The 20,351-nt window shown below is 65.3% G+C and carries 15 protein-coding genes and 1 pseudogene; 10 read left to right on the top strand and 6 right to left on the bottom strand.

Going from position 1 to position 20,351, the window contains the following annotated elements; all coding sequences use genetic code 11:
- Window positions 1-2: 2 nt before the first annotated feature.
- Window positions 3-2,168: a xanthine dehydrogenase family protein molybdopterin-binding subunit gene (locus ABC766_RS09225; protein WP_345821949.1), complete on the bottom strand. Its 2,166-nt coding sequence runs from the start codon at window positions 2,166-2,168 to the stop codon at window positions 3-5.
- Window positions 2,169-2,263: 95 nt separating this feature from the next.
- A complete protein-coding gene (locus tag ABC766_RS09230; protein ID WP_345821950.1) occupies window positions 2,264-2,746 on the bottom strand; it encodes a (2Fe-2S)-binding protein in 483 nt (160 codons plus the stop codon).
- A gap of 581 nt (window positions 2,747-3,327) precedes the next feature.
- Between ABC766_RS09230 and ABC766_RS09235 the strand changes: the two genes are divergently transcribed.
- Entirely contained in the window at window positions 3,328-4,347 is a 1,020-nt protein-coding gene (locus tag ABC766_RS09235) for a zinc-binding alcohol dehydrogenase family protein (RefSeq protein ID WP_345821951.1), read from the top strand.
- 69 nt (window positions 4,348-4,416) lie between these two features.
- Here ABC766_RS09235 and ABC766_RS09240 read toward each other — a convergent pair.
- From ABC766_RS09240 to dctA, 3 genes and pseudogenes are all read right to left on the bottom strand, one after another.
- Window positions 4,417-4,708, bottom strand: a pseudogene (locus ABC766_RS09240) (hypothetical protein); the annotation flags it as partial.
- Between the two features lie 560 nt (window positions 4,709-5,268).
- A complete protein-coding gene (locus ABC766_RS09245) occupies window positions 5,269-6,432 on the bottom strand; it encodes a mandelate racemase/muconate lactonizing enzyme family protein (RefSeq protein WP_345821952.1) in 1,164 nt (387 codons plus the stop codon).
- 62 nt (window positions 6,433-6,494) lie between these two features.
- Window positions 6,495-7,826 (bottom strand): C4-dicarboxylate transporter DctA, encoded by a 1,332-nt coding sequence (dctA, locus tag ABC766_RS09250; RefSeq protein WP_345821953.1) that lies wholly within the window; start codon window positions 7,824-7,826, stop codon window positions 6,495-6,497.
- 141 nt (window positions 7,827-7,967) lie between these two features.
- Here dctA and ABC766_RS09255 point away from each other — a divergent pair, with 141 nt between their 5' ends.
- From ABC766_RS09255 to ABC766_RS09275, 5 genes are all read left to right on the top strand, one after another.
- Window positions 7,968-8,882 carry a LysR family transcriptional regulator gene (locus ABC766_RS09255; RefSeq protein ID WP_345821954.1) on the top strand — a complete coding sequence of 305 codons (915 nt, stop codon included), beginning with the start codon at window positions 7,968-7,970 and terminating at the stop codon, window positions 8,880-8,882.
- Between the two features lie 295 nt (window positions 8,883-9,177).
- Window positions 9,178-9,933 carry an SDR family oxidoreductase gene (locus ABC766_RS09260; RefSeq protein WP_345821955.1) on the top strand — a complete coding sequence of 252 codons (756 nt, stop codon included), beginning with the start codon at window positions 9,178-9,180 and terminating at the stop codon, window positions 9,931-9,933.
- A gap of 1,578 nt (window positions 9,934-11,511) precedes the next feature.
- Window positions 11,512-13,794 (top strand): hybrid sensor histidine kinase/response regulator, encoded by a 2,283-nt coding sequence (locus ABC766_RS09265; protein ID WP_345821956.1) that lies wholly within the window; start codon window positions 11,512-11,514, stop codon window positions 13,792-13,794.
- Between the two features lie 116 nt (window positions 13,795-13,910).
- On the top strand, window positions 13,911-15,437 hold the full coding sequence (locus ABC766_RS09270) for an ATPase domain-containing protein (protein WP_345821958.1): 1,527 nt from the start codon (window positions 13,911-13,913) through the stop codon (window positions 15,435-15,437).
- Window positions 15,437-17,491, top strand: coding sequence for an ATP-binding protein (locus ABC766_RS09275; protein WP_342140935.1), 2,055 nt, complete (start codon window positions 15,437-15,439; stop codon window positions 17,489-17,491). Before ABC766_RS09270 ends, ABC766_RS09275 begins: the two co-directional genes overlap by 1 nt.
- A gap of 87 nt (window positions 17,492-17,578) precedes the next feature.
- Here the strand turns inward: ABC766_RS09275 and ABC766_RS09280 are convergent, their stop codons facing one another.
- The gene (locus ABC766_RS09280; RefSeq protein WP_345821961.1) at window positions 17,579-17,926 is read right to left on the bottom strand and encodes a hypothetical protein; all 348 of its coding nucleotides are present in this window, start codon (window positions 17,924-17,926) and stop codon (window positions 17,579-17,581) included.
- Between ABC766_RS09280 and ABC766_RS09285 the strand changes: the two genes are divergently transcribed.
- The 4 genes from ABC766_RS09285 to ABC766_RS09300 all read left to right on the top strand — a co-directional run bounded on the left by ABC766_RS09285 (window position 17,868) and on the right by ABC766_RS09300 (window position 19,945).
- Window positions 17,868-18,299: a PAS domain S-box protein gene (locus tag ABC766_RS09285; protein WP_425287539.1), complete on the top strand. Its 432-nt coding sequence runs from the start codon at window positions 17,868-17,870 to the stop codon at window positions 18,297-18,299. The two genes, ABC766_RS09280 and ABC766_RS09285, sit on opposite strands and share 59 nt — an antisense overlap.
- 192 nt (window positions 18,300-18,491) lie before the next feature.
- Window positions 18,492-18,845 (top strand): response regulator transcription factor, encoded by a 354-nt coding sequence (locus tag ABC766_RS09290; RefSeq protein WP_342140938.1) that lies wholly within the window; start codon window positions 18,492-18,494, stop codon window positions 18,843-18,845.
- Between the two features lie 30 nt (window positions 18,846-18,875).
- On the top strand, window positions 18,876-19,217 hold the full coding sequence (locus tag ABC766_RS09295) for a hypothetical protein (protein ID WP_427902302.1): 342 nt from the start codon (window positions 18,876-18,878) through the stop codon (window positions 19,215-19,217).
- A gap of 494 nt (window positions 19,218-19,711) precedes the next feature.
- A complete protein-coding gene (locus tag ABC766_RS09300; protein WP_345821964.1) occupies window positions 19,712-19,945 on the top strand; it encodes a hypothetical protein in 234 nt (77 codons plus the stop codon).
- Window positions 19,946-20,351: the final 406 nt, after the last annotated feature.

Here is a 20,351-nt window from a genome sequence, read left to right on the forward strand (position 1 = left end):
GGTCAGGCTCCCATCGCGGCGCGGACCGCCGCTGGGCGGATGGGAAGGTCGCGCACGCGGGCCCCGATGGCAGCGAAGATCGCGTTCCCGATAGCCGGCGCAATCGAGATCACGCCGGGCTCGCCCAGACCGACCGGCATGTGATCGTTGCGCAGAAACTCGATGTCCAGCTCCGGCACGTCGGTCATGCGCAATGGCGTGTAGGTGTCCAGATTGAGGTCCCGGGGCAGGCCCTTCTCGTATTCCGTGCTCTCGAACAGGGCGAGCGATAGGCCCCAGAGCATGCTCCCCTCGACCTGGGCCAGCGCACCGTCCGGATGCGCCAGCGTGCCGGCATCCACGACGGACGTCAGCCTCTCGACTGTGACGGCACCGCTGTGTGTGTCGACGGCGACCTGCGCCACCGTGGCGATCCAGGTCGGCATGTCGCGTTCCTGCCCGGTGCCGAGCGCCAGGCCCATACCCTTGCCGGGCGGCAGCGCTTCCCGGGCGGACCACCCGGCCTTCTCCAGGACGCGCTCCATGACAGCTCGGAGGCGATTGGCTCCACCGACGGCGTGCGGAGCCGCGCCGCCGTTGCGGCCCTTCGCGCCGAGCAGCGCGCGCCGGTACTCGGCGGGATCGCGACCGAGCTTGTGCGCGAGTTCATCGATATGCGTCTCGACCGCCCACGTGGTGTAGCCGGGCGCCACCGACCGCAGGTATCCGGGGAGCATCGTGGCATGGACGACGTCGTTGCAGATCGCCTGAATCCGCTGGCTCGCCGTGTCGTACCAATGGTCCGCGCCGTTGATGGCGAACACATCGACCGTCCCGTGCCCGTCCGCGCTCGGCGCCAGGAACTCCGGAAAGATCGAGCGGGTCGGCCATCCCGATGCGCACCTGTGGTCGTAGGCCAGAAGCGCTCCCCGCCCGCCGGTCACCGAGCGGAGTCTCTGCACGGTAGGCGAGCGCGGCTGGTCGAACTTCGTGTCATCCGACCGCGCGAAGATGAGCTTGACCGGTCGACCCATCTTCTTCGCCGCGAGCGCTGCCGGGACAATGTATTCGCAGTACAGGCGCCGGCCGAAGCCGCCGCCGAGGTAGGAAGTTTCGAACACGAGATTGGCCTGATCGATCCCGAGCGCCTCGGCGACGAGCGGCAGCGTGACCGACTGCCACTGGTTGCCGGCGTGCACGTGCCATGTGCTGCCATCCTGCCAGGCCAGGGCGTTGAGCGCTTCGAGATGCATGTGCAGCGCGGTGTGCGTGCGGTAGACGCCCTCGTACAGCGCGGCGGCTTCGGCGATCCGCATCAGGGGGTCGCCCTCCTGGAAGAAGATGCCTCCCGTACTCGGATTCTCGACGAGGCGCGCGCCTTCCGCGAGCATCTGGTCTTCGCTCGCCGCGCCACCATCGGACCGGTAGCTGACCGCGATGAGATCGGCCGCCTTGGCCGCGACGGGCCAGCTCTCTGCGACCGCGACGAGCCAGCCTTGGCATGTTCCTGTCGGATCGTCGATCACGACGGTGCTCAGGTAGCCGGGGAGCTTGCGGGCGGCCCCGTCGTCCCAACTCACGATGCTGTTCCCGTAGCGGGTCGGTGGCAGGACCGGCCGCGCGAACACCATGCCGTCGACCTTGCGGTCGATGCCGTAAACGGCGGTGCCGTTCACCTTCGACGGCACGTCGCGCGCGGCGGCGTCCCGGTTGAGGAACCGGCGTTCCGACGCTGGCTTCAGGACGATCGCCTTGAGCTCCTCTTCCGTGAACTGGCGGGTGACGCTGCCGGAGGAGACGATGTCGGCGTAGCTGATGGCACGCGCACCGTGCCGCACCTCGCTGGCGCGAGCGACGCAATCCTTCAGGGGCGCCCCGAGCATTCTCGCGCCGGCCTCAAGCAGCGCGATGCGGCCGGCGGCCCCGGCGCGGCTCAGCTGTTCGAAGCTCTTGTGCACGGACCAGGAGCCGCCCGTGATCATCACGCCCCAGCGCGGGTCCGTGTCGACGTGCACGACCTCGACGTGGTCCCAGTTCGCCTCAAGCTCCTCGGCGACGATGCGTGCCAGCGCGGTACCGATGTGCTGGCCCATCTCCGCCCGGGTGACGTGAACCAGGATGCGCCCGTCCCCGCTGATCTCGTACCAGAGTGTCGGGCTGTAGCCCCTGGACGAGACGTCGCCGAACAAGGGACCAGCTTGCGCGCCCGCAGGGAGGAAACCCGTCGCGACGGCCGCGCTTCCCAAGGACGCGAGAAACCACCGCCGGGTGACGTCGACCGCGCTCATCTCCGCCCCCCGTTCTGGGCCTGGGCGGCCAGCTTGATCGCCTTCCGGATCCGAACGTACGCCATGCAGCGGCAAAGGTTTGCGGCCATCCCGTTCCTGATGTCGTCGTCGGACGGATCGGGAGTCTCACCGAGGAGGGCCGCGGCCTGCATAAGCTGGCCCGACTGGCAATAGCCGCATTGCGGGGCCTGGACCTCGATCCAGGCGGCCTGGAGGGGGTGGCGCTCGCGACCGTCGCCTGCCGTCGCGGCCAGGCCCTCGACTGTCGTGACGGCTGAGCCGGCGACGCTCGCCACCGGGGTGACGCAGGAACGTCGCGCCTGGCCATCGACATGGACGGTGCAGGCCCCGCACTGCGCCACGCCGCATCCGAACTTGGTGCCCGTCAGGTTCAGCCAGTCGCGCAAGATCCAGAGAAGGGGCGTGTCGCCGGGCGCGTCGACTTGGACGTCGCCGTTGTTGACCAAAAACGAAATCACCTTGGATCTCCAACAGTGGGTCGATGGCCTGCTGGACACATGCGGCGAGGTATCCCGAATCGTTCGAGCGTCCCTCGGACGAACACCACGCTGCTATTCTGGCCCTTGCTGCCGATACGTCCTCGGGACATGCGTGGATGCTCCGCAGGGCTTCGCAGGATTCGGCCCGGCCCTGCTGCATGCGAGCCGCGGGATGGCGAGGAATTACCGGATACAGCTCGTCGCAGCCCTGACGCCGGTCAGTTTGACGTCTTGATTCGCTGTGCGCCGGACATCGAGAATTTCTCGGGGCTGCATGGAGGCCCGGATTTCGCGACCTCGTTTAGTCCAGGCCCCGACTGAGGGTGCGGGTTGCCGGTCCGGAAGCGACAGATCCCACCGGAACTGATGCATGTCAGAGCCGCGATGACCCGTCTTGTGGTCCTGTGCGGAAGGGCCGCTCCGCCGGTCTTCATCAACCGACATCGGCATGATGGTCCGGTCGACGACCCGCATCTCGCGCACGCCATCCAGTCCGTGTGCTCCAGGCCGAAGCTTGCGTTATAGGCGGTAGATGGCGGAGCCGAAGATCCGAGAACACCATGCGTGCTGTCACCTACACTGAAGGCTCATCGATCGACGCGCCGGGTGCGCTCGTGGACACGACCTTCCCCGATCCTGCCCCCACCGGCCGCGACTTGCTGGTGCGGGTGCAGGCCGTCTCGGTGAACCCGATCGACACCAAGGTTCGGCAGGGCGCCTACAAGCAGGGATGCGAGCCCAAAATCCTCGGCTGGGATGCCGCCGGGACCGTGATCTCGGTCGGCCCCGAAGCGCGCCTGTTCAAGCCGGGCGATACGGTGTTCTATGCCGGCGCCCTCGACAGGCCGGGCAGCAACGCGGAGCTGCAATGCGTCGACGAGCGCCTCGTCGGCCCCAAGCCTGACAGTCTGGATTTCGCCGCCGCCGCGGCCCTCCCGCTGACAGCGGTGACCGCCTGGGAGATGCTATTCGACCGGCTTGAGGTGGCGAAGCCCGTGCCCGGAGCGGCGCCCGCGATCCTGATCGTCGGCGGCGCAGGTGGCGTCGGCTCGATCGCCATCCAACTCGCCCGGCAACTCACCGATCTCACCGTGATCGCCACCGCCTCGCGCACCGAGACCGCGCAATGGTGCCGGGATCTCGGGGCTCACCACGTCGTCGATCATAAAAGGCCGCTGGCCGACGAGGTGGCCGCGCTGGGTCTGGGCGCGCCGAGCTTCGTGTTCTCGACGACGGGTACGGGTGCTCATCTCCCGGAGATCATCGAACTTCTCGCTCCGCAGGGACGCCTCGGACCGATCGACGACCCCGCGATTTTGGACGTGATGCCGCTTAAGCCCAAGAGTCTGTCGCTGCACTGGGAACTGATGTTCACGCGCTCGCTGTTCCAGACTGCCGACATGGAACGCCAGCACGCGATCCTCACGGAGGTGTCCCAGTTGATCGACGCCGGGCGGCTCCGTACGACACTCGCCGAGTCGTTCGGCCTGATCGCTGCCGCGAACTTCGCTCGTGCTCACGCGCTGATCGAGAGCGGGCGGGCGAAGGGCAAGCTGGTTCTCGAAGGGTTCGGCGACTGAGATCCAGACAGGCGGGCCAGATGTGCGATCCTGCCGTGTGGTGTGACGGATGCAGCATTGAGGGACGCGCTATGAGCCGGGTTCTTCAAGGCAGCACCGCGACGACTGAGGCCGTGTTGAAGGTCGAGCGGAGAATGACCGCCATGGCGTACGTTCGCGGACGAGGGCGTTGAGCGTCATTAGGAGCTTTCGCATCACGGCTACGAGGACGACCTTCTTCGGCCGGCCTCGCTGGGTCGGCCTCTCATAGAAGGGTCGGAAGGGGGGACGCCTCGGATCGCGGTCAGAGCGGCCATGTCGAGCATGCCCCGCACCGACCTCGTCCACCCGCAATGGATCGTCGGCCTCGCATCAGACCGGTCAAAAGCCAGCCGGTCAGGTCACCGCTACTCGGGCTCTACGCCTTGGTGCAGCGTCGGACCGAGAGCGCATGGTGCGGAAACTAGCCGCGCTTACGTCCGTTTTGGTGGACAGCTCGCTTAGAAGCAGATCTTCCGCTATCGGCCAGCTCCAGTCGCGCGGGCCGATGCCTTCGAATGACAAGGATGCGTGGATTTCGGTCTGTCTGCTTCTGAGCCGATTACCATTGAAACCAGACGTTGGCTTGAACGCCTAAGGGCTTTTCGATCGTCGACGCCATCGCAACGTCGAGCGCTGACCGGAGCCGGCGCGCTCAACCAAGCTCCTTCTCTCCAGCGCGAGGCAGGCATTCAAAGCCCGGGTGTTCCGCTCGGTGCTGGGGATACCCGCCCGGATCTTGATGACCGACGTACTCACGAAATCGTCGGTCAGAGCTTTCACGACGGCCCACTCGTCATCGGTCAATGACGTCTGCCGGTGCGATCTCACGAATGAACATCGACGCATGGAACACGGAACGGGACCGGGCGGTCGTTGGGGATGCCGCCCGGTTGGAGCCGCTTACTCTGCGAGTTCGCGCATGACCTTGATCAGGTCAGACTTGCCCTCGAAGCCGATGCCCGGCAACTCCGGCATCACGATGTGGCCGTCCTGGACCTTCACGCCGTCCGGGAAACCACCGTAGGGCTGGAATAGGTCCGGGTAGCTCTCGTTGCCGCCGAGCCCAAGGCCGGCCGCGATGTTGAGCGACATCTGGTGGCCGCCGTGCGGGATGCAGCGGGAGGGCGACCAGCCGAACTGGTGCAACACGTCGAGGGTGCGCAGGTACTCGACCAGGCCGTAGGACAGGGCGCAGTCGAACTGCAGGTAGTCCCGGTCCGGCCGCATGCCGCCGTACCGGAGCAGGTTGCGCGCGTCCTGGTGCGAGAACAGGTTCTCACCGGTGGCCATCGGGCCCGGATAGAACTCGGAGATGGCTGCCTGGAGGGCGTAGTCGAGCGGGTCGCCGATCTCCTCGTACCAGAACAGCGGGTACTGGCGCAGCATCTTGGCGTAGGCGATGCCCTGTTCGAGGTTGAAGCGGCCGTTCACGTCGACGGCGAGCTGGGCCTCGGAGCCGATCTCCTTGAGCACGGCCTCGATCCGGCGCTGGTCCTCGTCGATGGGCACACCGCCGATCTTCATCTTCACGACGTTGTAGCCACGGTCGAGGTAGCCGCGCATCTCGGCGCGCAGCTGGGTGTCGTCCTTGCCCGGGTAGTAGTAGCCACCGGCCGCGTAGACGAAGACGCGCGGATTGGCCTCGACGCCCTTCTGCTCGGCGAGCATCCGGAACAGCGGCTTGCCTGCGATCTTGGCGGTTGCGTCCCAGATGGCCATGTCGAGGGTGCCCACCGCCACCGAGCGCTCGCCGTGGCCGCCGGGCTTCTCATTGGTCATCATCGCCGCCCACAGCTTGTGGGGGCAGAGGTTGTCGCCGGCCTCGTTCAGCTGGTCCTTGGTCTCCAGCTCCAGGACGCGGTTCCTGAAGCGCTCGCGGATCAGGCCGCCCTGGCCGTAGCGGCCGTTTGAGTTGAAGCCATAGCCGACGACTCGGCGACCGTCGCGCACGACGTCGGTGACCACCGCCACGAGGCTCGCCGTCATCTTCGAGAAGTCGATGTAGGCATTGCGGATGGGGGACGAGATCGGCTTGGTGACCTCGCAGACGTCAACGATACGCATGGCTGTTCTCCCTGGGTTATAAAGGTTTGGTTGGGTTGAAGGGTTGGCGAGGATCGCCAGTGCTAGTGAGCGACGGCAACCGGGCTGGGCAGGACATGCCCGGCCTCGGTGTCCGGGATGACGTCCTCGGCCGCGACCAATACCCGGTTGCAGTAGGCGTCCTCGGCCCTGGCGCGGTCGAAGGCGCCTTCCCATTTCGCGACTGCGATGGTGGCGACTGCGTTGCCGATCAGGTTGGTGACCGCCCGGGCCTCGTTCATGAAGCGGTCGACGCCGAGCAGCAGGACCAGGCCGGCGACCGGGACGGTGTGGATGCTCGACAGGGTCGCGGCGAGGGTGACGAACCCGGCACCGGCGACGCCGGCCGACCCCTTCGAGGTCAGGAGCAGCACCCCGAGGACGACGAGCTGGTCGCCGAGCCCAAGCGGCGTGTTGGTGGCCTGGGCGACGAAGATGGCCGCCATGGTCAGGTAGATGCAGGTGCCGTCGGCGTTGAAGGTGTAGCCGGTGGGCAGCACCAAGCCGACCACCGACTTCTCGCAGCCGAGCCGCTCCAGCTTGGCCATCATGCGCGGCATGACAGCCTCGGTGGAGCAGGTGCCGAAGGTGATCAGGATCTCGTCCTTGAAGTAGCTGAGCACCTTCACGAGTGAGAATCCGGTCCAGACACAGACCGCTCCGAGGACCACACCGACGAACAGGATCGAGGTCGCGTAGACGCCGAGCATCAGGTAGGCGAGGGACCAGACGGTGCCGAACCCGTACTTGCTGATGGTGAAGGCGACGCCGGCACCGGCGCCGATTGGAGCCAGGCGCATCACCATTGCGACGATGCGGAACAGCGCGTCGAGCAGGCTGTCGATGACTGCGACAACCGGCTTGCCGCGCTCCCCCGCCTGGACCAGGGCGATGCCCAGCAACACCGAGATCAGGATGATCTGCAGCATCGCGCCCTTTGCAAAGGCGTCCACTATCGTCGTCGGGATGATGTCCATCAGGAAGCCGACGAAGCCCGGCTGGGCTTCTGCCCGCTTCGCGTAGCCGGCGATGGCGCTGGCATCGATATGCGTGGCATCGATGTTCATGCCGGCGCCGGGCTGCATGACGTTCACGACGACGAGACCGATGACGAGCGCGAGGGTCGAGACGACCTCGAAGTAGATCAGCGCCCGGACGCCGATCCGACCGACCTCCTTGAGGTTACCCATCTTGGCGATGCCGACGACAATCGTGCCGAAGATGACCGGCGCGAGAAGCATCTTGATCAGCTTGATGAAGCCGTCTGCCAGCGGCTGCAGGGTGATGCCCACGTCTGGCAGGAAATACCCGATCAGACCGCCGAGTATGATGGCGATGAATACTTGAATGTAGAGCCTGCTCAGCCACATTCTCATCAGCGAACCCTCCATTCATTCGCCGATGATGCGGCGAGCCGACCGTCTCCTCTCCTGGGAGCTTGATGGAGGCTTTACGCCTGGACACGTCCAGACAGCCAATGCCATGTTCGGTTCGCCCTATGCGCGAACGGCATCGACATGGATCTCGATTGGCTGAAGGACTTCCTGGCTCTGGCCGAGCAGCGAACCTTCTCGCGTGCCGCCGATGCTCGGAACGTGACGCAACCGGCCTTCAGCCGCCGTATCCGCGCTCTGGAAGATTGGATTGGGGCGGCGCTTTTCGTGCGGAGCGCGCAGGGCGCCAGCCTGACCCCAGCGGGCGTCCATTTCCAGCCGGCAGCACAGGAACTGATACGCCACCTGGAACGGGCGCGACGAGACACGCAGGCGATCGACGCGCGGGACACGGTCACCCTGTCGATTGCGGCGACCCATGCCCTGTCGTTCACGTTCTTCCCTGCCTGGATTCGGGAGCTGATGCGATCCAAAGTCTTTGGAACGCTCAACCTCGTCTCGGATAGCATGGAAGCCTGCGAGCAGATCATGCTCGCCGGGGAAGTGCATTTCCTGCTCTGTCATTTTCACTCGGACGCACCGATCCGGTTCGAAACCGAGCGCTTCGAGAGCGTCTGGGTCGGTGAGGATGTCTTGATGCCGCTCTGTGCCCCTCGGGCGGACGGAAGCGGAACATGGTCGCTGCCTGGTTCGCCGGGCGAACCGGTTCCCCATCTTGCGTACAGCCCCGCGTCAGGGCTCGGCCGCATCCTGGCAGCCTGCAAGCTCGGGGAGCCAACCTACACCGCAACCAGTTTCACCTCGCATCTCGCCGCAACGCTCACGACGATGGCACGAGAAGGACATGGGATCGCGTGGCTGCCAGGTACTGTGGCGGCCGAAGATCTGGCGCAGGGCCGGCTCGTGCGCGCCGGACCCGAGCAGTTCGACGTGCCTATTGAGATCCGGCTGTTTCGATCCTCTGCCAGCCGCAACCCTGCGGCCGATGAACTCTGGGATCATCTCAGCGGCCGAGGCTTTCGCAATCGCGTTGGCTGACTGGATCCCTGCTTGCCGCAATTTCCGCTTCAGGGGCTTCATAGCGAAGCCCTGATGAGCCGCGTTGGGTCGCCAGCGAAATGACCGCGTACGGTGAGTTTCTGCCCGTCCGCTCTCGGACGACGAAGCACGGAATCGGTCGCCGTCTCTTTGCCTGCTCCCGACTTAGAGCAGCCGCCCTGAATGTCTGCCTCCGGGCGCGCTGCCTCTGTTATCCGACGCCGACGCCGACGACTGCGCTGCGCGTTGGACCATTGGGTCCAAGACCGCATGGCCGCAGAATGGAGGAAAGTCCTTGAGCCAAGCCCTTGATGATGAGCCGCCCGTTGCCCTCGTGACCGGTTCCACCTCCGGCATCGGGGCGGCGATAGCGCGTCGGCTGTCCAGCGATGGTTACGCGGTCGTGTTGCACTCGCGCAATTCCGTGGGCACGGGACACGCGCTCGCCGCCGAACTCGGGAAGGCCGCCTATGTCCAGGCCGATCTTGCCGATGACGTCGACAGGGTCAGGCTGGTGCGGCAGGCTATTGCCCGCTGGGGCCGTCTCGATGTTCTGGTCAACAACGCCGGCATCAGCAGGGTCATCCCCCATGCCGACCTCAAGGCCGCCTCGCCGGCAATCTGGCACGAGCTGCACGAGGTCAACGTGGTGGCGCCGTTCCGCCTCGTGGCAGAAGCGGAAACCGCCTTGCGGGATGCCGCTCGGCGCGGTCGGCCGGCTTGCGTCGTCAACGTCAGTTCGCATGCCGGGGTCAGACCCAAGGGCGCATCGATCCCCTATGCCGCATCGAAGGCGGCGTTGAACCACATGACCCGTCTGCTCGCCGTATCGTTGGCCCCGGACATCCGGGTGAATGCCGTCGCCCCAGGCTTGGTGGACACCCCCCTAACGGCGGATTGGACGGCCGCCCAGACGCTGTGGCGAGAGCGTTCGCCCATGCGCCGGGCTGCCAAGCCGGAGGACATCGCTCAAGCCGTCGCACTGCTGGCAGCGTCGGATTATCTCACTGGGGAGATCTTGCTCTCCGATGGAGGTTTGAACCTTACGTAGCACTTGCGCCGCGGTGTCTGGGCTCAGACCGACGAGCGAGTTCTCAAATGACGGGAGCGGAGCCAAGGTCCGCTTTCCGACCCTGCGGTGAAGACCGCTCACCCCCCTCAGCCGAAGCTGCCGGACGACCGACTAACGGCCGCTTTCGGGAAGCGCTGACGGCGGTCGCGACGACCGGGTTGGGTCGTAAGCAGCTGGTCCGCTTCTTGAATGGGGCGATTGGGAAGCAGACGATCCCCTGGGAATCGCAAACTTCGAGATAAGCATTCATCAGGAAGCAGCTGAAAATTGTCGACACGAATTTGAAATTGAAGTCGTAAAATATATCTGTATAATTTCGAATTATTCTGCAATTTTGCATCTTAGCTAATAATCAATTATTAAAACCTTGGATCGTCGCGGGTATTGTCATGATTTCTTCGCGTATCCATCGAGCAGTAGCCTGCAAGTCCAGTCTATTACGTTGATGATGGGCAACCCATAGCTGAAGTTTGTGCGGCCCGGGGACAAACCCGAACGCGGAGCGGCAGGTCGTCTTTGTTGGCGATCTTACGACGATATCAGAAGCCCTCGTGATGGAATGGGCAGCCGAGCGGCGGAAGGTCGGCCTTAGTTGGTGCTCCCCGTCAGAGGATATATCGAAGGACGTCCACTGACCTCTGGTGAGCCCCTGAGCGGGCGACAATGGCTGGGTGCTAGCCCAGACGGGTGCCCCCGTTTACCCCTGACCTTCGGAGCCGCCCCCTCGCGTCGCCCGTGCTGCATGGACGCGCGCAGCCCGCAAGGAGGGTCCGCGCACGTAGTGCGTGGATGCCTTGTGGGCGAGCACGGCCATGCCAGGGTGATGATGTGAGGGGGCGGCTCTGAAGGTCAGGCGGCGCAACAGTTCAATATTTGAAGAGCGGGTCATTGAGCTGATGGAGGCGCGACGTCTCGAATGAGTGGGTGAGGTGCTCGTCCCGACGCATTCTGCTTAGCGCCTGAGCATATCGAGTGAGCTCACGAACTCGTCCTGTGCCGAGCTGCACAAGGCGGCATAACCTAGGCGGCATATGCTGTGTGCCAACACATTGAACATACACACGAATGATGTCGAGCACGTTATACTCGCGCGGGTCCACGACGGGGTGCTCGTAAAACCGACGCCCTTTGGTAGAGATATGGGTGACGGCAACGATTCCCTTTGTTTAACGACGACGGCAGCACTCAAAAGCTGAACCGCTCGATCTCCTTCCAGGCCGCCTTCTCGGCGGCCTGGAACATTAAGTGGAACAAAACGTGAATATATGGCCTCTTGCGACAATCATGGGCCGGCCGAATAGAGCGGATTACGTGTGCGGGACAGCGCTGGATCCCTGAGTTGTCGCGCCGGACCGAAAAGGCCGAACGTCGATCCGCTCGCCGAATCGTCGGGACCGAGCGGGCTTCGAAATTAACCGCTCGGGGCCATGATGGGGCGTCTCAGTGTCGGACGTCATCATGCGGTTGCGCACGCTCCTCGCCCTCACTTTCGCGGCCGGGGCGCTGCTCCTCACCTTCGCCGCCACGATCGTCGTCTCCCAATTCATCGCGGCGCGGGTGCAGATCCGCGCGGAGGCCCACACGGCTGACCTCGCGGAGCATCTGCGCCAGATCATCGACGCCAATATCAGCGAGCGGCTCGGCGACATGGCCGTGCTGTCCTCGGTCGCCCGGACGAACGCCACCACGCCGGAAGCGCGGCGTGCTTGGGTCGACGCCTTGCGCGAGAGCTTTCCCGCCTATGCCTGGATCGGCTTCGCGGACCGGACCGGTATCGTCCTCGCCAGCACCGACGGCATGCTGGAGGGCGAGAGCGTTGCGGCGCGCCCGTGGTTCCAGCGCGGCATCGAGGCCTTGGCCGTCATCGACATCCACGAAGCGAAGCTGCTGGCCAAACGCTTACCGTCGCTGCCCTACGGCGAGCCGCGGCGGTTCGTCGACGTGGCGATGCCCTTCCGCGACCCTTCCGGCGCCGTCGTCGGCGTCGTCGGCGGCCATCTCAGTGTCAGTTGGATGCGTGAGATGAGCCGAGCGGCCATCGCCACCGCCCTGAAGCGTGAGCCGAGCGTCGAGGTGCTGATCCTCGCTGGGGACGGAACCGTGATCCTCGGTCCCGGCGATCAGGCCGGTCGACGGATCGATGCCGATCTGCCCGCGCTTCCGGCACTGACGGCCGGTGCCGAGCTCGCGAGCGCCCGCGGGACATGGCCCGATGGGGGCGATTACTTCACCGGCGCGAGCCGCGCCCGACCCGTGGCTGACCGGCCGACGCTGCCCTGGACGGTCCTGGTCCGCCAGCCGGTCGAGGTCGCGAAGGCGATCTCCGATCCCATCGTCAATCAACTGGTACTCGGCGGCGCGGCATTTACGCTTCTGTTCGCGCTGCTCGGCTGGTGGGCGGCCGAGCGCTTGGCCGAGCCGCTTCGCGCCTTGGCGGGCGCCGCTGGCGGCATCGGCCATTCCTCGACGAACGCGCAGCTACCCAAGCCGCACGGCTACCGGGAGATCGCCGAACTGACGGATGCCCTGACAAAATTGCTGGCCCGGCTCGGCGAGCGTGATCGAGCCCTGGCGCAGGCCAACACCGATCTGGAAGGCCGGGTCGCAGAGCGGACTGTGGAACTGGCCGAAGCGTGCCATCGCGCCGAGAGGGCGCAAGCGCGCGCCGAAGCCGGCGAGCGTGCCAAGGGCGACTTCCTGGCGACGATGAGCCATGAGGTCCGCACGCCCCTGAACGCTATCGTGGGCTTCGGTGACCTACTCCGTGATGACATCAACCTCACGCCGCACCAGATGCGCTGCATCGATCAGATGCGCGTCGGTTGCGAAGTCCTGACGACGGTCGTCAACGACATCCTCGACTACGCACGCATCGAAGCCCATGGCGTCGTACTCGAAGCTGCCCCGTTCTCGCCGCGAGGGCTGGTGGAGGAGACCGTCGCCCTCGTCGCCGGCACCGCCGAGCGCCAGGGTCTCGACCTGCGGTTGGACGTCGGCGCAGGCGACGAGCATTTCCTCATCGGCGACAAGACCCGGTTGAGACAGGTGCTGCTCAATCTCGTCAACAACGCGGTCAAGTTCACGCCGCAGGGCTCTGTGACCGTCTCTTTGGAACAAGCGGCAACGCCGGATGGCATCGCTCTGCGCGTCGCCGTCTGCGATACGGGCATCGGCATTCCCGCCGAGGCGCAGGCGCGGCTCTTCACCCGCTTCGTGCAGGCCGACAGCAGCACCACGCGACGGTTCGGCGGTACAGGATTAGGGCTGGCCATATCGAAAGGGCTGATCGAAGCGATGGGCGGCGCCATCGGCCTTGAGAGCCGCGACGGTGTCGGCTCGACCTTCTGGTTCAGCCTCGTGCTTCCGCGTGTGCCGACTGGCGAGCGGTCGCCCGCACGACCGGTTGCCGCGGCTCTGCCCAGACCGGTCGAAGACGACGCGTCGCGGCAGGCGCATCTGCTCCTCGTCGAGGACGGCGCGATCAACCGCGAGATCGCCCAGATGGTTCTGGAGGCCATGGGCTATCGCGTGTCCATCGCCTGCGACGGCTCGGAAGCCGTGAAACGGGTGCAGGAGCAGGCCTACGATCTCGTGCTGATGGATGTGGAGATGCCGGTCATGGACGGCATCACGGCGATGCGGCTCATACGGGGGCTCGAGGGTGTGGTGCGCGCCGTGCCAATCATCGCGATGACGGCGCATGTCCTGCCGGAGCAGGTTCGCGCGCTCCTTACGGCGGGCGCGAACGATCACGTCGGAAAGCCCTTCGACCGAACCCATCTCCGCGCGGTTATCGAGCGCTGTCTCGTCGAGTCCGCCGAGCGGTCCCGAGCCGCTTGAACGACCCCCGACAGGGTGCGCAGAGACGGTGTGCCGGGAGCCGTTGCGCGACCAGGAGCGTTCTTCGTGGGAAAACGTTGAATCAACAATCTGGATAGGCGCGACGCATCAGTATCATGGCAGAAGACAGTTCCGGCTCCGCCACACCGAGCGGCGTTAACGGGCGCATATCCACCGGCGTTCCCGGCCTCGACGAGGTCCTGTGCGGTGGCCTCACGCAGGATCGACTGTACTTGCTTGAGGGCACACCGGGCACCGGCAAGACTACGCTCTCACTCCAGTTCCTGCTCGACGGCGCCGCGCGCGGTGAGCGCGGCCTCTACGTCACACTATCCGAGAACAAAGATGAGCTGTGTGCTGCAGCCGCCTCGCACGGCTGGTCGCTCGACGGCATCGAGATCTACGAACTCGTCAACGAGTTCGGCCTCGATCCCGACAGCGAGCAGTCGATCCTGCACCCGTCGGAAATCGAGCTGGGCGAGACTGTCAGGGACGTCATTGCTCGCGTCGACGATTTGAAGCCGGCGCGGGTCGTCTTCGACAGCCTGTCCGAGCTGCGCCTGCTGGCCCAGAATCCGCTGCGCTATCGTCGTCAGATCCTGGCCCTCAAGCAATATTTCGCCCGACGCAGCTGCACCGTTCTCATGCTCGACGACCGCACGTCGGAACCGGGTGACCAGCAACTTCACAGCATCGCCCACGGGGTGATCTCGCTGGAGCAGGCACCGCGCGAGTTCGGCTCGGAGCGCCGTCGCCTGCGCATCGTCAAGATGCGCGGCATCAAGTTCCGCGGCGGCTATCATGACTTCGCCCTCGACACCGGCGGTCTGACGGTCTTTCCCCGCCTCGTCGCCGCCGAGCACCACGCGACGTTCGATCCGACCGCCGCCTCGACCGGGTCCCCCGAGCTCGATCTGCTGCTCGGCGGCGGCTTGGTGCCCGGCACCAATACGCTGCTGATCGGCCCATCGGGAGTCGGGAAGACCACGACGGCGCTCGGGTGCATGCTGGCGGCCTTGGAGCGGGGTGAGTCGGCGACCTACTTCCTGTTCGACGAGGGGCTCGCCACCCTGCTCGCCCGTTCCGCGATGCTCAACATGAACCTGTCCCCGCACATAGAGGCGGGCCGGCTGACGATCACCCAAATTGACCCGGCGGAACTCGCTCCGGGTGAGTTCGCCACCCATGTTCGGCATGCGGTGGAGAAGCGCCGCTCCAGGTTCGTCGTCATCGACAGTCTGAACGCCTACCTGCACGCGATGCCGGGCGAGGAATTCCTCATCCTGCAGATGCACGAGCTTCTGAACTACCTGAATCAGCAGGGCGTCACGACGCTGCTGGTTCTCGGACAGCACGGCATCATCGGTGATGTCCAGACCGACGTCGACCTCAGCTATCTCAGTGACGGCATCCTGCTGTTCCGGTTCTTCGAGGCGAAGGGAGAGGTCCGCACCGCCGTCTCAGTGGTGAAGAGCCGGGTGAATGCGCATGAGCGCACGATCCGTGAGTTGAAGCTCACGGGTCAGGGGCTGCGGGTCGGCTCGGCCCTGGACGACTTCCAAGGTGTGCTCACCGGGCTGCCCTCTTACCGAGGGAGAGTCGCGCTGTTGCCGGACGACGCTCCCCTCGGAAGCCAAGCGTGATGCCTCAGCCGCCGGATCACGAAGGGCGCGTCCTCGTCCTGGCGCCGCGCGGCCGTGACGCGGCGGTGATCGCGCAGGTGCTCGACCGCGTCGGCACGCCGACCGAGGTCTGTGCCGACGTGTCGGATTGCGTGACGGGCCTGAAGGCGGGGGCCGGAGCCGCTTTGGTCACCGAGGAGGTGCTCGCCGGGGCGGATACGGGAGCCTTATTCGCCTGGCTCGACGCGCAACCCGCTTGGTCCGACTTCCCGTTCATCGTCCTGGCGACGCGGCAGACAGGCCGCCGGTCGGAATCCGCCGCCGGCATCCTCGCGCGGCTCGGAAACGTCGTCCTGCTGGAACGCCCGATCAATGCCGAGACCCTGATCAGTGCCGCCGAGTCGGCGCTGCGGGCGCGCCGGCGCCAGTATCAGGTGCGCAGCCTCCTGGCCGGTCGTGAGCGCACGCAGGAGCACTTGCGCCTCCTCAACGAGGGTCTCGAACGGCGGGTTGCCGAGCGGACCCGCGAGGTCGAGGCCGCCCGGGAGACCCTGGCCTTCGCCCTCGAAGCAGCCGGCATGGGCTCGTGGGACCTCGATCTCGCGAACGGAACCTCCCGTCATTCCCCGCGCTTCGATGCCATCTTCGGGTATTCCGAGCTGGGTCCATCGTGGACCCGAGGCACGTTTCTCGCCCATGTCGTCGAGGAGGACCGTCCCACCGTCGAGGAGGCGTTCTCGGCCATTCCGGAGACCGGCCGGATCGACCTGGAATGCCGCATCACGCGCCGGGACGGCGCCGGGCGCTGGGTCGCGGCGAAGGGGCAGGTCACATACGACGCGTCCGGCGTACCGACCCGCATCGCCGGGATCCTGGTGGATCGAACCGACCAGCGCATCACCGAGGACGCGCTGCGCCAGGCCCAGAAGATGGAAGCCATCGGTCAGCTGACCGGCGGCGTGGCCCACGACTTCAACAACCTCCTCACCGTCATCGTCGGCGGCCTCGACATGATGCTTCGCCGGCCCGAGCAGACCGACCGCGTGAAGCGGCTGGCCGAGGCGGCGATGAGCGCAGCCCGGCGCGGCGAGCAGCTCACGCAGCAGCTCCTGGCCTTCTCCCGCCGGCAGATGCTGCGGCCACAGACGCTCAACCCGAACCGCGTGCTGCTCGACTTCAGACCGCTGGCCGAACGGGCGGCCACGAGTGCCGTCGAGCTGGTGTTCAACCTCGACCCGGCGCTCGATCCGATCCGCATCGATCCGGCACAATTCGAGGCGGCGGTGCTGAACTTGATCGTGAACGCCCGCGACGCCATTGAGGGCCGCGACGGCCACGCCCGCATCGCGGTCGTGAGCCGCAACGTCCACCTTGGCACCGCGGCCGTCGCCGACCAGGGGGTGCCCCCGGGGCCCTACGTGGTCGTATCGGTCAGCGACACCGGCAGCGGCATTCCACCCGACGCGCTCCAGCGTGTATTCGAGCCGTTCTTCACCACCAAGGAGGTCGGCAAGGGAACGGGGCTCGGCCTCTCCCAGGTCTACGGCTTCACGCGCAGCGCCAAGGGCTTTGCCCAGATCGAGTCCGAGATCGGCTCGGGCACGACGGTCAACCTGTACTTTCCGCGTTCGACCGACCCGGCCGGCGATGAGACGGGCGCCGCTTCGGCGAGCTCGATCCCGCTGCGCCGCGCCGGCGAGGGCGAGACGGTTCTGTTGGTCGAGGACGACGAGCAGGTGCTCGGGATGGCTGTCGAGAGCCTGGAGGAGCTGCGCTACCGGGTCATCATCGCTCGAAACGCCGTCGAGGCTCTTGAGCACCTTCGCGGCGTGGAGCGGATCGACATTCTGTTTTCCGACGTCGTGATGCCGGGCGGGATGAACGGATCACAGCTGGCGGTCGAGGCGCAGAAACTTCGGCCTAGTGTCAAGGTCCTGCTCACATCAGGCTACGTCGCAAACCTCGACGAGGGTCAGGTCATCGGTCGAGGCGAGATGCCGGTCCTGAACAAGCCCTACCGCCGCGACGAGCTCGCCCGCTCGCTGCGCCTGGTCCTGGGGGGAGAGGGACGTTGACGCGACACCGAGGACGATCTGGTTTGTTAGAGGCTTTGCACAATGAAGAGCGCGAGGGAGATACACTCTGCGCCGGGAGTATAGGCATCAGACTCTTAGCCTGTCATGTTCGGGGTTCGGCGCGCGCATTCGACCGATCTCGCCGCGTTCAAAGCTCTGCTGTATTCTAACAACCGACTTGCTCGGGCCGACACCATCGCGCGCGTTCGCCGCTCCGGCGGGATCTACGGCGTGGATTACAGGATCGTTCATCCCGGCGGGCAGATCCGCCGGTTGCGCTCGCGCGGGCGCGTGCAGGTAGACGAGGAGGGTCGAGGCGCAAGTGCGGACGCGCGAGGCGCGCCTGTACGCCATCCCCGACACGATGACTGAAGGCATGATCGTCATCGACGAACGCGGCATCATCCCTTCATTCAACCCTGCTGCCGAGCGCATCTTCGGCTACCGGTCGGCCGAGATCGTGGGTCGGAAGATCAGTCTGGTGCTGCCGGAGCCGGATCGCGACCGATCCTATGCGGCCTGTCGTCATGGCGACGGGGCACGAAGATCCGTCGCGCGCGGTCGAGGCGATGAAGCTCAGAGCCTGCGACTTCATTGGGAAACCGTTCGACGAGAGAGCCCTTCTACGACCTTTGCGCGCCAACCTGGAGCGCGGCTGCGTGGCCGAGACGGGCTCGAACACGCGGCGAGTGCATATCCGCCGGATCGCCGAAAGCGAGCGACACGTTCTGGACCACCCGGTAGGCGGGGACACCAGCCAGGAAATCGGTCGCGTGCTCGACTTCAGCCCGCCCCCCGTCGAAATTGACCGGGCGAACATCATCACCAAAACGCAGGCGGCCGACCGATAGGAGTTGGTGCGTTGGGGGATGCTGGGCGGTCTCGGCTGGGTTTGATCCTCCGCAATTCGACGGAACCGAGAAAGTGGCAGCGTCATTTCCCGCTCTATGGTGCCAGTCGAGTTGGTAGGCGAACGGACACTGTCTTCCAGGATAGCGTAATGCCGATCTTCATCGTGGACGACGATGCCGCCATTTTAAGTTCAGCACAGTTCATGCTGGAGGGCGAAGGTTACACCGTCGCCACGTTCGAGTCTGGCAGCAAGCTGATCGCCGCATTTCCGCAGGCGAAACCGTGCTGCATCGTGATCGACTACGTGCTGCCGGACATGACGGGGCTGGATGCCTACGAACGCGTGCGGTCTTCAGGCGGGACCGCTCCGGTGATCATCATCACAGGCCATCCGAGCGCCGCGATCCGCGAGAAGGTGCGGCAGGCTGGCTTGCCGCTGGTCGAAAAGGCCTTCGTCGAGGACCTGCTCGGCGCCATCGAAGCGATAGGTCCGCTGCATTGACCATAGGCTCTTGGTCGGAGGCTGGGCGGCGTGCAGAATGTTATTCTGGCGCAAGGGAAAACCAGATATATTGGTGTCTGTTCGGATCAGGGACCGCAATGCGCGAGTGAATCCTTCCCGGACCTGATGGCCGAGCGCGGTATGGACTGCTTCATGAGCCGGTCGGGCGATGCGTGGGACCGCGCGACCATGGAAGGCCGTTTCTCGTCGCTGACGATCGCGCGCACGGCCCCGAGGACCGACTGCACGCGGCACGAGGCGCCCGCGGATGTGTTCGACGACATCGAGCGCTTCTATAGCCCGACCAGGCGGCTCTCGACCTTGGGCTGTCTCAAACCTGTCGAAATCCAATACCATGCTCGATTTGCTTAAGATGGTATCTGTCGAACCGGCTACAGGCTAATTTGCGGACGGCGCTCAGGCTCGCCAAGTCATCGCGATTTGGTCAATGGACACACTCCATAGGCAGCCAAATCGGTCGGATTGCTTCTGATCCCGGCGCGATTCGGTGGCGTCCTCACCGTATTCCAGCTGAAAAACTCGGCCGCGCCGATCCCCAATCCGCTTGCCGGCCCCAGGGCCACTGAGGTTTCGCAGACGTCGTCCTTACAGGCGGTACGCGATGCGGGCGCTACTTGAAGTAATTATGCCTCCGCTCCGTGAACACCGACGCAGATATTTTGCATCGCTTTCCCATGTTGCCGCGTTCTATTCACAGGCGAACCGGTATTCCGGTACGATTTCTGACATGAAGGAGGCGCGAATGCTGCGCGGTGGAATGCTGTGGTTGCTGGGGATCCCGCTGCCAATTATCCTGCTGTTGTGGTTCTTCGGCGTGTTCCACTGAGCGCCGGTGGGCCAGCATCATGCCCTACACAGTCGAGATCACAACGCTCGCGGCGCAGGTCGACGGCGAGGAACGGCCAGCAAGGCTGTACCAGTTGCCCGATCCCTTCAGCACGCTGGCCGAAGCCAAGGAAGCCGCTGTCACTCACATAGCAGGGCTCGGGCTCGATCCAGCCTGTGTCCTCTACAACGTGTTCGACCGCGAGGGCTTCACGGTGGCATCCAGTGCTGAACAGATGGCAGGGTCCGGGTGACGTCAAAGCCGCTGGCCAGCACCGCTATGCCGGTGAGGAGCTGGGCCTATCAGAAGAAGGCGTTTGAAGACGCGTCTTCCTGAGCAAAACCTGCTGGGCGGCGCGCGTTCGCCTTTTCGCTCATGGCCGTCGACGCGTGCGCCGACGACGGGGCGCTGGAGAAGTGCAGCGGGCCTGGACGCGCCAGGATGACGTCACGCCAAGCTCGAACCTGGAGGCGTGGCTCTGCACCATCAGCCACAATCCGTTTCATGCGGCGTGCCGCGAGCGCAGGCGCGTGATCGGAAATGTGGACGGTTCCGTTACGATTAGCGCGCCGCGCTCGCGGCCCATGAGCACCGCTCCGATCTGCCGACCGTCCGGTCGCCCATCGGTCAGCTGCCTGAGATTTGGCGCGGGGGTCTGC

It is taken from the genome of Methylobacterium fujisawaense (assembly GCF_039619325.1).
Lineage (GTDB): Bacteria > Pseudomonadota > Alphaproteobacteria > Rhizobiales > Beijerinckiaceae > Methylobacterium > Methylobacterium fujisawaense.